The organism is Rhodococcus sp. BS-15 (assembly GCF_000813105.1).
In the GTDB taxonomy this organism is placed as follows: Bacteria; Actinomycetota; Actinomycetes; order Mycobacteriales; family Mycobacteriaceae; genus Rhodococcoides.
In genome coordinates, this window is the sequence record NZ_BAOX01000136.1 from 1 (window position 1) to 12,327 (window position 12,327).

11 protein-coding genes and 1 pseudogene are annotated in these 12,327 nt (G+C 63.7%); 4 read left to right on the plus strand and 8 right to left on the minus strand.

Annotated elements, in window-relative coordinates; all coding sequences use genetic code 11:
* Nucleotides 1-653 (plus strand): cytosine permease (locus tag RHBS_RS15900; RefSeq protein ID WP_187298511.1); only part of this gene is annotated, 653 nt, incomplete at its 5' end.
* Between the two features lie 10 nt (nucleotides 654-663).
* Complete coding sequence (locus RHBS_RS15905; RefSeq protein WP_128646004.1) at nucleotides 664-1,395, plus strand: aspartate/glutamate racemase family protein; 732 nt, start codon at nucleotides 664-666, stop codon at nucleotides 1,393-1,395.
* Here the strand turns inward: RHBS_RS15905 and RHBS_RS15910 are convergent.
* From RHBS_RS15910 to mftA, 6 genes and pseudogenes are all read right to left on the minus strand, one after another.
* Nucleotides 1,382-3,340: a mycofactocin system FadH/OYE family oxidoreductase 2 gene (locus RHBS_RS15910; protein WP_128646005.1), complete on the minus strand. Its 1,959-nt coding sequence runs from the start codon at nucleotides 3,338-3,340 to the stop codon at nucleotides 1,382-1,384. The genes RHBS_RS15905 and RHBS_RS15910 overlap by 14 nt on opposite strands.
* Complete coding sequence (locus RHBS_RS15915; protein ID WP_128646006.1) at nucleotides 3,337-5,166, minus strand: mycofactocin system FadH/OYE family oxidoreductase 1; 1,830 nt, start codon at nucleotides 5,164-5,166, stop codon at nucleotides 3,337-3,339. Before RHBS_RS15915 ends, RHBS_RS15910 begins: the two co-directional genes overlap by 4 nt.
* A 12-nt stretch (nucleotides 5,167-5,178) precedes the next feature.
* Nucleotides 5,179-6,356, minus strand: a pseudogene (gene mftD, locus RHBS_RS15920) (pre-mycofactocin synthase MftD).
* Nucleotides 6,356-7,591, minus strand: a complete 1,236-nt coding sequence (mftC, locus tag RHBS_RS15925) for a mycofactocin radical SAM maturase (protein ID WP_128646007.1) — start codon at nucleotides 7,589-7,591, stop codon at nucleotides 6,356-6,358. The pseudogene mftD and the gene mftC overlap by 1 nt, the downstream one beginning before the upstream one ends.
* Nucleotides 7,592-7,633: 42 nt before the next feature.
* Nucleotides 7,634-7,918 carry a mycofactocin biosynthesis chaperone MftB gene (gene mftB / locus RHBS_RS15930; RefSeq protein ID WP_128646008.1) on the minus strand — a complete coding sequence of 95 codons (285 nt, stop codon included), beginning with the start codon at nucleotides 7,916-7,918 and terminating at the stop codon, nucleotides 7,634-7,636.
* A gap of 2 nt (nucleotides 7,919-7,920) precedes the next feature.
* Nucleotides 7,921-8,034: a mycofactocin precursor MftA gene (gene mftA / locus RHBS_RS15935; RefSeq protein WP_128646009.1), complete on the minus strand. Its 114-nt coding sequence runs from the start codon at nucleotides 8,032-8,034 to the stop codon at nucleotides 7,921-7,923.
* Between the two features lie 105 nt (nucleotides 8,035-8,139).
* Here mftA and mftR point away from each other — a divergent pair, with 105 nt between their 5' ends.
* Together mftR and mftM are read left to right on the plus strand one after the other, a co-directional pair.
* Complete coding sequence (gene mftR / locus RHBS_RS15940; RefSeq protein WP_128646010.1) at nucleotides 8,140-8,745, plus strand: mycofactocin system transcriptional regulator; 606 nt, start codon at nucleotides 8,140-8,142, stop codon at nucleotides 8,743-8,745.
* Nucleotides 8,746-8,772: 27 nt separating this feature from the next.
* A complete protein-coding gene (gene mftM, locus RHBS_RS15945) occupies nucleotides 8,773-9,600 on the plus strand; it encodes a mycofactocin oligosaccharide methyltransferase MftM (RefSeq protein ID WP_128646011.1) in 828 nt (275 codons plus the stop codon).
* 396 nt (nucleotides 9,601-9,996) lie between these two features.
* Here the strand turns inward: mftM and RHBS_RS15950 are convergent, their stop codons facing one another.
* Together RHBS_RS15950 and RHBS_RS15955 are read right to left on the minus strand one after the other, a co-directional pair.
* Entirely contained in the window at nucleotides 9,997-11,055 is a 1,059-nt protein-coding gene (locus RHBS_RS15950; RefSeq protein WP_128646012.1) for a YHYH protein, read from the minus strand.
* 116 nt (nucleotides 11,056-11,171) lie between these two features.
* Complete coding sequence (locus RHBS_RS15955; protein WP_236745386.1) at nucleotides 11,172-12,152, minus strand: HupE/UreJ family protein; 981 nt, start codon at nucleotides 12,150-12,152, stop codon at nucleotides 11,172-11,174.
* Between the last annotated feature and the right edge of the window lie 175 nt (nucleotides 12,153-12,327).

The following is a 12,327-nucleotide window of genomic DNA, read 5'->3' on the forward strand; positions in this document are numbered from 1 at the left end:
TCGTCGTCACCGCATCTCTGACCATTCCGGTCTTCGGTGAGCTCATCACCGACCCGGTCGAGACCGTCGCACGGATCGACAGCACGTTCGCCATCGTGCTCGGCGCCTTGACCTTCACCATCGCCACCATCGGCATCAACATCGTCGCCAACTTCATCTCGCCTGCGTTCGACTTCTCCAACGTCAGCCCGCAGCGCATCAGCTGGCGCGCAGGCGGCATGATCGCGGCCATCGGCTCGGTTCTGATCACGCCCTGGAATCTGTACAACAATCCCGATGTCATTCACCTGACGCTGGAGACCCTCGGCGCGTTCATCGGACCGTTGTTCGGCATCCTCATCGCCGACTACTACCTCGTCCGCAAGCAGAAGGTCGTCGTCGACGAACTGTTCACCATGTCGCCCACCGGGTTGTACTGGTACTCGAAGGGTTACAACCCGGCCGCGGTGTACTCCACCGTCGTCGGCGCGGCGGTAGCCATGTTCACCGTGCTCTTCAACGGGGCCATCGACGGCATGGAACTCGCTGGTATGTCGACGGCGTCGAAGTACAGCTGGTTCATCGGTTGTGGCATCGGATTCGTCATGTACTACTACCTGGCGACGCGAACCAAGCTGGCCGTCACCAACTTCGACGTTCCAGCAAAGGCATAGGATTTCGCACGTGCTCATCAAGGTCATCAATCCGAACACCACCAGTTCGATGACCGCAACGATCGGTGACTGTGCCCGGGCCGTGGTCGGCCCGGGCACCGTCGTCGAGGCGGTCAGCCCCTCGATGGGACCGGTGTCCATCGAATCCCACGTAGACGAAGCCCTCAGCGTCCCGGGTATTCTCGCCGAGATCGCCAACGGCGAGGCCGCGGGGGTCGACGGCTACGTCATCGCCTGTTTCGGCGATCCCGGCGTCGACGCGGCTCGTGAAATGGCCTCCGGGCCGGTCGTCGGTATCGCGGAGGCGGCGATGCACGCCGCCAGTTTCCTGGGGCGAGGATTCAGTGTTGTCACCACGCTCGGACGCACCGTCGGGCGGGCACAGGATCTGGCCGACCACTACGGCTTCGGACGACAGTGCCTCGGCATCCATGCCTGCGAGTTACCCGTCCTGGATCTCGAGACCGACCCCGACGCCCGCAAGATCGTCACCGAGGCGTGCCGCGTAGCCGTCGAGACGGACGGCAGCGACGCCGTGGTCCTCGGATGCGCCGGGATGGCCGATCTGTGCCGTCACATTTCGGCCGAGATCGGTGTACCGGTGGTCGATGGTGTGGCAGCGGGGACGCTGTTCGTGCAGTCCCTGATCACCCTGGGGCTGGGCACGGGAAAACGGGGAGAATTCGCTCCCCCGCCGCCCAAGCTCTACACCGGGATGCTCGAGGGATTCACTCGCAGCTGAGCCGCTCCGCCCATCGCGACCCGTCGATGATGGCGGAGTCCATTCTCCGCGGGGTCAGTGCATCACCGATGCGTTCGACGCGAACCCCACTGTGCTCCAAGTCCTTCCACAGTCCATCGACCGGTACCTGATGTAGTGCGCAGACGATCCAATCGACTTCGATGTCTCGAGATCGGCCGGTCGCGTGATGCAGCAGGGTCGTCACTATGGCGTCACCGTGCGCCTTCGCCTCCAACGGAATCACCTCGGTCATACACACGATCGATGCTGCGTGCGCTCGTCGTCGCCATCCCACCAGATCGAGAGTCGAACCGAGGTCCTGCCCGACGACCATGCCCGGAGTGGCGATGGTGACGGCGCACCCGCTGCCGGCGAGAAACTCCGCCGTCGACGTCCCCTGGTGAAATCCCAGTTCGTCGAACACCAGTACTCGACCCTCCGGCCTGCATCGACCGTCGAGCACGTCCCGCACGTCGACGATACGGTCGAGTTCACCGGCCCAGCCGGGGCGTACCGACCTGGCTCCGGTCGCAACGACAACGTGATCGGGCATCGCTGCGAGAATCTCCTGTGTCGTCGGCGTCGTTCCCGTCTCCATTGCCACCCCGTAGCGGCGGCATTCGGATTCCAGTGCCGAGATCGCTCCCATGATCTCCTCCCGGTGTGGAGCAGCAGAGGCAGTCAGGATCTGCCCACCGACACGAGACCGACTCTCGTACAGAGTCACTCGATGACCTCGCTGGGCTGCAGACGATGCAGCCTGCAAGCCCGCGGGACCTCCCCCGACGACGATGACGTTCAGGCAGCGCGTTCTCGGCATGGGGAGCAGCATCTCGTTGCCGACGGAGGGATTCACCACACAGCCGATCGACAGGTTCATCCCCACGCGGCCGATGCAGTCCTGATTGCAGCCGATGCACGGCCTGATCGTCGACGCTGCCCCCGCGGCCGCTTTCACGGTGAAATCCGGGTCTGCGATCTGTCCCCTGGCGATCCCCACCAGGTCGCAGATACCCTGCGACAGCGCGTCTTCCGCCTGTGCAGGGGCGGTGAATCGGCCGACGCCGATGACCGGCAACGACACCCTCGCGCGAATTGCAGCAGGTACGAAATTCGCATATCCGGAAGCCGTGGCCATCGACGCTTCGATCAGATGCATCGACGAATGCACCACTCCGACGACGGTGTTGATGTAGTCCACCGCACCGGTGGCCTCGACGATGCGTGCCGTCTCGATTGCCTCGTCGAGCTCGATCCCGCCCTGGACCGATTCGGAGCCCGCCAGACGCACGCCGAGTACCAGGTCGGGACCGAGCGCCTCGCGAACGGCATCGATGACCTCCCGCAGGAAGCGAGTTCGCCCCCACAGGTCACCGCCGTAGCCGTCCTCGCGCAGGTTGTTCGAGCGAGCGAGAAATCCTCGGATGAGCGAGGATTGGGAGCATTGAAGTTCGACGCCGTCGAGTCCGCCTACCCGGCTGTGCGTCGCGACGAGGGCATACCCGGCAACGATCTCGCGGATCTCGTCGCGTTCGAGGGCACGGGGCACTTCACGAAACAACGGGTCCGCCACCGCGCTGGGTGCCAGGATCGGCGCGCGCGAGTACATGCTCGAACTCTGTCCGCCGTTGTGGTTCAGCTGCGCCAGCACCAGACCGCCGTGCCGGTGCACGGCGTCGGCGATCTGTCGATAGCCGAGGACCACCTCGGGCAGGTAGCCGCGAACCAGTTTCTCGTACGGTCGATCGGACGGGTGGGTGCACTGTTCCTCGGTGATGATCAGCCCGGCACCGCCGCGCGCCCGAGCCTCGTAGTAGGCGGCGTGCCGTTCGGTGGGCAGTCCGTCGACGGCGAAGTTGGTCAGATGTGCGGTGAACACCACCCGGTTGCGAACCGTTCTCGGTCCCAGAGCGAGCGGAGCGAACAAGCGTGGGTACTCGGTCACCGTGCAGCAGCCATCGACGCAACCGCCGTTGCAGCGGCGTGACCCTCTCGAACGGCCTCCAGGGCAGTCCGTGGAGCCAGGCAGTCACCCACCCGATTCCCGTTTGCGGGCAGCGCTTCTCGAGCAGAGCAATCGACCAGGACGGTACAGCGAACCACGGAACGCTCACCGGTGTGGACGTTCTCGAGCAGGGCACCCGCAGCATCGGCCGATCGAACTGTGGACATCACATGCATCGTGACACCGGCCCGTCGAAGTCGCACATTCGACGCCACCATGTCTCCTGTCATAGACAGGTGTCGACCCACGACGTCGTCGGGGGTGACGATCGAGACCTCCCGTCCGGCTTCGACGAGTCGATCGACGATATCGACGGCAATCGGGCCGCCTACGGGATCGAACACGAGAACCGGACCGGCCTCGATCGCGCTACCGAGCGCAACGCTGCCGGCGTCGAGATACTGAACGTGATCGCTCACGGTCAGGTGCGAGGTCGGTGCCCGGCTTCCGGTCGCCACGATAGTTCCGTCCTCCGCGCTCACTCCGGTGACGATATCCACACCGAGGCGGCGACATTCAGATTCCAGCCAGAGCGGCAGGGCCCGTAACGGTGTCGCGGCGAGCATGCCGCCGACGCGCTGTGTCCGTTCGCGGACGGTCACCGCGAATCCGCGCACAGCCAGTACCCGAGCGGCCTCCAACCCGGCGACTCCGCCGCCGACCACCGTCGCCTCACCGGAATCGGTGTCGGGCAGCGGATCGTCTTCGACCCGTCCGATGCACTGCACCAACGGGTTTCGAGGGTCGCGTACCTGACAGCTCTGGTTGCACAACACGCACGGTCTCGGAGCGCGGCCCTTACGGACCGTGGCAACGAGATCTGGATCCGCGATCTGCGCCCTGGTCATTTCCACCAGATCCGCGGTCCCGTCGCGTAGAGCGTCGTTCGCCATACCTGCATCGACGACGCTGCCTTGCAACACCACCGACATTTGTCCGCCGACGGCCTCGCGGAGCGAGCGACACAGTTCTCGATTGAAACCCTGCGGCTGGTGGAAATCAGGTCGATACGACGACGCCGTCATGGCGCTGCCGCGGACGACGACGAGAACATCTATCTCGGATGCCAAGTCCGCCACCGTCGAGATGGCCGCGCCGGGGACGATTCCGGCCCACGGTGCTCCCTCGTCGCAGCTCAGCCGAAGCGCGAGGATGCCGGCACCGAGAGCGGCGCGAGTGGCCGCCAGGACCTCGCGAAGCAGGAGGCTCCGGTCGGTACCGTACCGATCGGCGCGGCGATTGGTCAGCCCCGACAGGAATTGACGGAGCAGAGACCGCGGGCCGGCGTCGAGCTCGATCCCATCCATTCCCGACGCCATCGCCCGGGATGCCGATTCCGCGAAATCTGCTGTCAGCAGCGCAATATCGGCATAGTCCATCTCGCGCGGCGACTCACGGGAGGACACATCGGCGATCCTGGACGGCCCCCACAGGGCGCTGCGCGAATAAGCACTCGACCCCTGCGATCCGGTATGCGACAAGCCCGCGAGCACGAGGCTGCCGTGATCGTGGCAGGCCCGGGCGGTCGCCGCCCATCCCTCGTCGCATTCGGCGGCCAGTGGGGAGCGCTCGTACGGCCAGTCCGAGGGATGCACCGACGCACCCTCGGTGACGACGATGCCCGTACCCCCACGTGCGCGCCGCTCGTAGTAAGCCACCATCTCCTCCGAGAATGCCCGGCCCACTGCGAGATTGGTCTCGTGGGGGCCGAACATCACTCGGCTTGCAGCTGTTCGTCCGTTGCAGGAGAACGGTTCGTCGATCATCGGACTCGGAAGCTAGACGCCGAGTCTGCGGTCGAACCCGGCAGGCATCACGACATCCGACGCAGACAGGTCGTGTACCGACGAGTGTCCGAGCCCCAGGACTGCGGAATCGACGCCACCACGGAGGATGTCGAGCACGTTCTCCACGCCCGCCTGACCACCCGCCGACAGACCCCACAGGTATGCCCGTCCGATCAACACCGCACGCGCACCGAGCGCCAACGCCTTCACAACGTCACTGCCACGCCGTATTCCGCCGTCGAGGGTGATCTCGATCTGATCGCCGACAGCCTCCGCGATCGCGGGCAGCGCCCGGATCGGGGCCGGGGTCCCGTCGAGATTGTTGCCTCCGTGATTGGACACCGAGATGGCCGTGACACCTGCATCGACTGCCTTCTTGGCGTCGTCGACACGCATGACGCCCTTGAGCATGAACGGTCCACCCCACTGCTCACGCAGCCACGCCACGTCCTCCCACGTCGCAGCGGAGTGCCCATCCACTCGCCGTACGCCCCGAAGAACGTCGGAGCAGGCCCGCCCGTCGGCGGAGTCAAGTTGGGGGTCGTCAAATCGGGAATCTTCCCCGTCTTGGCGAACTCCCACAGCCACTTCGGCCGCATGATGCCCTCCGGAGCGAACGCAGCCATCGCCTTGAGGTCCATCTTCTCCGGAATCGACGGGCTACCCCAATCACGGCCGTTGGAGAACGACCAGTCCAGGGTCATGATCAATCCGACAGCGCCGGCTGCGCGTGCCCGCTCCATCCGCTGCAGCAGGACCTCACGCGAACCCACCCAGTACATCTGGAAGAACGTCTGCGGATTCGCCGCCGCAACCTCTTCGACGGACTTGCTGGCAAACGACGACAACCCGATCGGAATACCCCGCGCTGCAGCCGCTCTCGCCACAGCAACCTCGCCGTCCGGATGAACTGCCTGCACACCCGTCGGGGAAATCATCACCGGAAACGACAGCGACTGCCCCATCACCGTCGTCGACAGGTCCCGCTTGTCCGACAACCCCGCCACATGCGGGGCGAAGCCGAGCTCGCCGAATGCCGCCATGTTGTCGTCGATCGTCAGACCACGCTCCGAGCCGGCCACCAGGGCGGCGTACACGGACTTCGGTAGACGTTTCTTCGCACGCCGCTGCGCTTCGGCAACGGTCTCGAACCACGCACTCTTGGCCATTACTGTGTGTCCTGTTCCATTCCTGCGAGCGGGTTCTCGTCGCAGATTTTCGCCGGCGGACGCATCATCAACGTGAGCGGCACCGACTTTCGAGGGGTCTTACGTTGCCCGGTACGGGAATGGTCGACACTCGACTTGGGGATCTCCCCCGCCGCTGCCAACGCCATCTCACCGTTACCGATGACGCATTCGGGATCCGGACCGTCCATGGGGAGGCCGGTGAAGAATTTCGCGGCCATGCAGCCACCGCGGCACGAATCGAAATGGGCGCACTTGGTGCACGCACCCGAGGTCTGCGGTGACCGCAGCTCCTGGAACAATTCCGATGTCTGCCAGACGGATTGGAATCCGCCCATGCCGTCCTTCGCGTCTCGCACGATGTTGCCGGCGAGGAAGTTCTCGTGAATGGCGAACGGGCACGCGTAGACGTCGCCGATCGGATCGATCAGACACACCACACGCCCGGCACCGCAGAGGTTCAGCCCGGGAAGAGCATCACCGAAAGCGGACAGGTGGAAGAACGAGTCACCGGTCAGCACACCCTCGCCGTTGGCCACGAGCCAGTTGTACAACTCACGCTGCTGACCCGCCGTCGGGTGCAGATCATCCCACACATCCGCGCCGCGACCCGAGGGCCGAAGTCGTGTGATACGCAGCGTTGCAGCGTATTTGTCGGCCAGTGCCTTGAAGTCGTCGAGCTGGCCGACATTGTGGCGGGTGACGACGACCGAGATCTTCGCGTCCCGGAAACCCGCTTCCTTCAGGTTTTCCAGGGCGCGGCACGCCATGTCGAACGAACCGGGACCGCGCACCGCGTCGTTGACCTCTGCGGTCGCGCCGTCGATGGAGATCTGCACATCCACGTAGTCCGACGCAGCGAGGCGCTCCGCGACCTTCTTGTCGATCTTGACCCCGTTGGTGGAGAACTTCACCCCTACCTGATGCGCCGTCGCATAGTCGACGAGCTCCCAGAAGTCCGACCGCACCGTCGGCTCGCCGCCGCCGATGTTGACGTAGAACACCTGCATCTTCTGCAACTCGTCGATGATCGACTTGCACTGTTCGGTGCTGAGTTCGCGCGGATCACGGCGACCCGACGAGGACAGACAGTGCACGCACGAGAGATTGCAAGCGTAGGTCAGCTCCCACGTGAGACAGATGGGCGCGTCGAGTCCGAGTTCGAATTGATCGACCAGTTTTCCTACCGGAGCTGGTCTCTCGAGTGTGGAAGTCATAGGGGCGGTCCTGTCCAGAGAAAGGTCGAGGGTCAATGGTCCTTAGCGGCGCGTGATCATCTTCGAGTCGGCCAACGTCGCAAGCGCTTTCACATACGCAGCCGATCCGGCCTCGGTGATGCCCGCGGCCGCGATCGCGGAGCGCATATCGGGGTGATCGGGGAACGATTGGATGATCGCCACGATCGTGCGGTTCTTCAGAAAAGAGAGCTTGCGAGTTCCGAAGTGGTAGAGCAGCGCCCCGAACGACTCGGGACGCAGCGCCACCTGCGGATGCAATGCCCACGGCACATCCACATCGAGTGCGTCCTGCACTGCAGCTGTCATGATCAGTACACGCCGCACATGCCGTCGATGGACACTTCCTCGACCAACGACTCTTCGACCAGATCGGACTCGACGACAGCCGTGCTGACCACAGCGTTCTCGTTGTTCTTCGACATCTGTAACCTCCTGAGATTGATGGGGACCACACTCGCGATCGACAGTGGCTTGGATCACCACCATAATGGCACTGGGTGCAGAAAGACACAATATGGAAGGAAAATATGGCCAGGAGCGCGAAACCGTCCAATCGGGTAGGTCGACGCCCGTCCACGACGTTGGGCGAACTGAGCGATATCGGGATCGAACTGTTCTCTTCCAAAGGCTTCGAGGAGACCAGCGTCGACGACATAGCCGACGCAGCAGGCATCGCGAGGCGAACGTTCTTTCGCTATTTCCCATCCAAGAACGCAGTTCCCTGGGGTGACTTCGACTCTCAACTCGCAGCACTGAGGGCGCATCTGGACGACCTGCCCGAAAACATCGGACTCGCCGATGGATTGCGCTCCGCCCTGGTTCAGTTCAATTCTTTTCCCGAGGAAGAAGCCGCGGTTCACCGGCAGCGGATGTCGTTGATTCTGGGCAATCCGGCATTGCAGAGCTATTCGATGGTCATGTACGAGGGTTGGCGAGCTGTCATTGCCGAATACGTCGCCGCACGAACCGCTTCCGATCCGACAGACCACTTTCCGAGAACGGTTGGCTGGATGGTCCTCGGTGTGGCAATCTCGGCATACGAGCAGTGGCTGACCGAAGATCGATCGAATTTGGCCGAGCTACTCACCGCCGGGATCGCACCACTGCAGTCCGGCCTGAACCCACCGCCTTAGCGCACCCGAATACAGAAGGCTATCGAGATGACCGAATTGGATGCACTCGCAGCGAGCCCCGATGGCGTCTGGGCTCACGAGAACGTCGTGGTGCGACGCATACCCGGACTCGAGTTCGATGCTGTGAGAACAGGATCCACCGTGCAAGTAAACCACGGACTGACCTCGGTCGAGATCGGTGAACGTCTCGTTCCCATCGTTACCGCCCAAGCCCGCCATGCTGGCCTTTCCCAGCGTGAGTTCGAGTTGGTGCTGGTCGGACTCGTCCGCACCACCGTCCCGGATCCGGTCGACGCGTGGACCACGTATTACCGAAACTCACTGGACGAGCTGGTCTCAGGCTCTGCAGATTTCGCTCCCGTCCATGAGCGCGCAGAGTCCTTGGTCGTCGGCTCGGTGCTCGACTTGGGTTCGTGCTTCGGCTTCTTCCCACTGAGGCTGGCCATGAAAGGCCGCTCCGTAACTGCCACGGACCTGTCCGAGGGCACCATGCGGCTGCTCGCTACCGTTGCGCCGCGTCTCGGCATCACGCTCGACACCGTGGTGTGCGACGCCGCCGACGTTCCTGTTGCGGACAGCAGCGTCGATACAGTGACGGCATTGCATCTGCTGGAACATGTCGATGCCGAGACGGGCTCTAGAATCATCACCGAAGCACTCCGGATCGCCCGCATACGTGTGGTCGTAGCCGTGCCCTACGAAACCCAGACCACCACCTGTCACGGGCACGTTCGCACGTTCGACAGGGCGGCGTTGATCGAGCTCGGTCGGTCGACAGGTGCCAGATTCCTGACGTCGGAGCATCACGGTGGATGGCTCGTGGTCGACAAAGCTTCCGCACCCCAGTTGACCTGAAGAGGTTTCGCGCCAGGACATCTCACCAACGCACCTACAACGGCGGCTCATCGGCGTCCTCTGGCGGACAGGGTAACTCGGGCGGTCCTCGAGGTGGATCGCCAGAGGACCGCACCGCCTGGGAGCCCCGACGAATGGACCGGGTGTACACCATCGCCGAGTTGGGGGACCGCTCGGGCAGGCGGTCGATCGAGGCTGGTCCTAGGTGCGACGATCCGTTGTCGACGACCCGTGCGGTGTGGACGGCGTAGCAGCGAGGTGAGTCACCGCGCCGCTGCGGTGGTATTCGTGGCTGACACGCATAGACCGAGATCACAAAGTCGTTGCGTCACGGGTGACGGTCGAGGAAACAACGGCGCCTAGGCGAACAACAAGATTCGCGGGGCTTCGTCTGGGTCACTGGCCGTCGCTGGGAGGCGCGCCGCCGCCGGGCGGTGGCCCACCTGCGCCCGGTCCCGTATTCGCCGTTTCAGTCGTCTCACCGCGAAAGCAGGTCAGGACGGCATTCTCGGCTGCAGTGTTCGCGTGGTAGTGGTATCCGAGGCTGTCGGTGTCGTGACCATTGCACACGTCCAGCCCGGCCCCCGCCTGGGCGTCGCTCTCGTAAGGTGCATGAATTCCGTAGCCGTCGAGGGCATAGCCGAACAGCGCTGTCTCGCCCTCGTCGACGTCTTGTTCGGCGTTCGAGCAACCCGTCGTCGCGTGCATGTGATAGCCCTCTTGCGGATTCACATGACCGCCGCAGTCGTCGAAAACGCCGATCGTGTAGTTGCCCAGAATGAGTTCGATCGGTGCGCTTCCGTCGATGGTCACGCCATCGAGGGTGACGCCGACAGTTGCGCCGACATCGGAGGGCTCGTCGGCGACGATTGGCGTGATGGGGATTTCGATGGTGGAGGGGACAGCGCCACCGTTCTCTGTCCACTCGATCTCGCCGTACACACACAGATTTACCGGGCCGGCGTCCGGGTCGTCTTGCGCTCCTCCGGTGACGAGGTCGTTGAACTTCGCGGACGAGTCGGTCGACAGGACGTTGCCTTCGTCGTCGTACAGCTTCCAGGTCGGGTCGTCGTAGATCTCGGCGAGACTCGTGATGAACTCGCCGTCCACGTCGTATACCGCGTCGCCGTCGAACCAGATCCCGGCATCTTCTGCAGTGTCGGACGTGGTTTTCGGGCACCACGGGCCTATCTCGTCGCGGGTGGCGGGGAAACCGGCAATCGTCAGTTCGTAGCAGGAGGTCTGGGTTCCGCTTGCCAGCGTGCAGTCCGTTGTGACTGCGTCCTCGGTGAGGGCTCCGTCGAAGAAGGCGTCAGGATCGACCGTTGTCACCGCCCCGTTGTCGGAAGCGGAGGATCCTGCCGTTGACTCGTCGGTCGAACCGTCGCTACCGCAGGCGGAGACGAACAGCGCCGAAATGATCAGGAGTCTGGCAAGGCTGGATTTTGTTGACACGGTGTCGGCTCCTCGATTGCGGGCTCATACAAAGGGTCGAGAACATGAGACCTCGTGGCGTGGTGAGCATGTGGGTTGCCGCTGCCGGACGACGCGGAATGTGATCGTGCTTCGATTTACGTCAACACACGACTCGCGGTCCAGGCCAGCCCGAGAAGCCCTGCGCCGCTGCAGATTGCAACTCGAAACCAGGACCTGCGCTCGGCGAAAATCTTTCCGACAACCCAGATTGCAGCTGTTACGACAAGTACCACGAAAGTCTGCGCAAGATCGATGCCGATGTTGAAAGCGGCAAGCGCGCTGACGTGGTGAGCAGTGACGAGGCCGAGAGTGCTCAGGCTGGAGGCGAACCCCAAGCCGTGGACGAGTCCGATCAGAGCGGCGAGCCACGGCCGGATGGTGTCGCCTTTACCTCGGATCGCCAGTACTGCTGCGGCGACGATGGACAGTGATATAGCGGGCTCCACCCAGTGCGCGGGGATGGACACGAGATCGAAGTAGGCCAGCGTGAGGCTCGTTGCGTGTCCGATGGTGAAGGCGGTGACCAGTGCTACCACTCGCAACGTGGTGGCTCGGGTCACTGCAGAACCCACCACGGCGAAGGTCAGTACCACCAGGAACAGGAGGTGATCGAGACCGGAGAACACGTGGTCCATGCCGGTGACGAGAAACGACCGGATGGTGGCGCCTGCACCGACTGTGATCGACACCGTCCCGTCTTCCGAGAGCTGGCCTGCCACCGACCCGTCGGGACCTGCGAGCAACACTTGCGTCGACGGTGAGGTAAAGGACCAGTCCATGCCGACGTTCGAGACGTCGCCGTCATGCGGGCCGGTCGCGAACAGAACCTGGACGTACTCCGACGGGGCAGTGAGTACCGACTGGGCGGGATGGCCGGCTCCGATGATCTCGACGTCCTGGCCGTCGATCTGGATCGCCACATGGTCCCGGACGGCGTCGACCAAGCCGGCGGACACTGTGGTTTCTTGTGTACGAAGCTCCGATTCAGCGAGCAAACCGTCGCCAGTTGTGTCCTTGTAGCCGAGCTCGCTGAACAGCACTGGTGCGGTGACGAGCAGCCGTTGATCGTTCGACACCAACGCTATCGAATTGCCGCTGTCATCATGTGCGGAGGCAGGGCCCGCGCCGATGATACTCGTCGCCGCACAAGCCATGGCTACGAATAACGCCGATGCCAGGTGCTGCGGTATACGCAGTCGCAGCACTTTCTAGCCTCCGGCCGGGCCGCCTGCGGGAGGCGGGCCGCCCTCG

What these genes read in the sequence shown, in the direction of transcription:
- RHBS_RS15915 (WP_128646006.1), bottom strand. Translation starts at nt 5,166, where the DNA reads ATGATCGACGAACCGTTCTCCTGCAACGGACGAACAGCTGCAAGCCGA.
- mftC (WP_128646007.1), bottom strand. Translation starts at nt 7,591, where the DNA reads ATGACTTCCACACTCGAGAGACCAGCTCCGGTAGGAAAACTGGTCGAT.
- mftB (WP_128646008.1), bottom strand. Translation starts at nt 7,918, where the DNA reads ATGACAGCTGCAGTGCAGGACGCACTCGATGTGGATGTGCCGTGGGCA.
- mftA (WP_128646009.1), bottom strand. Translation starts at nt 8,034, where the DNA reads ATGTCGAAGAACAACGAGAACGCTGTGGTCAGCACGGCTGTCGTCGAG.
- mftR (WP_128646010.1), top strand. Translation starts at nt 8,140, where the DNA reads ATGGCCAGGAGCGCGAAACCGTCCAATCGGGTAGGTCGACGCCCGTCC.
- mftM (WP_128646011.1), top strand. Translation starts at nt 8,773, where the DNA reads ATGACCGAATTGGATGCACTCGCAGCGAGCCCCGATGGCGTCTGGGCT.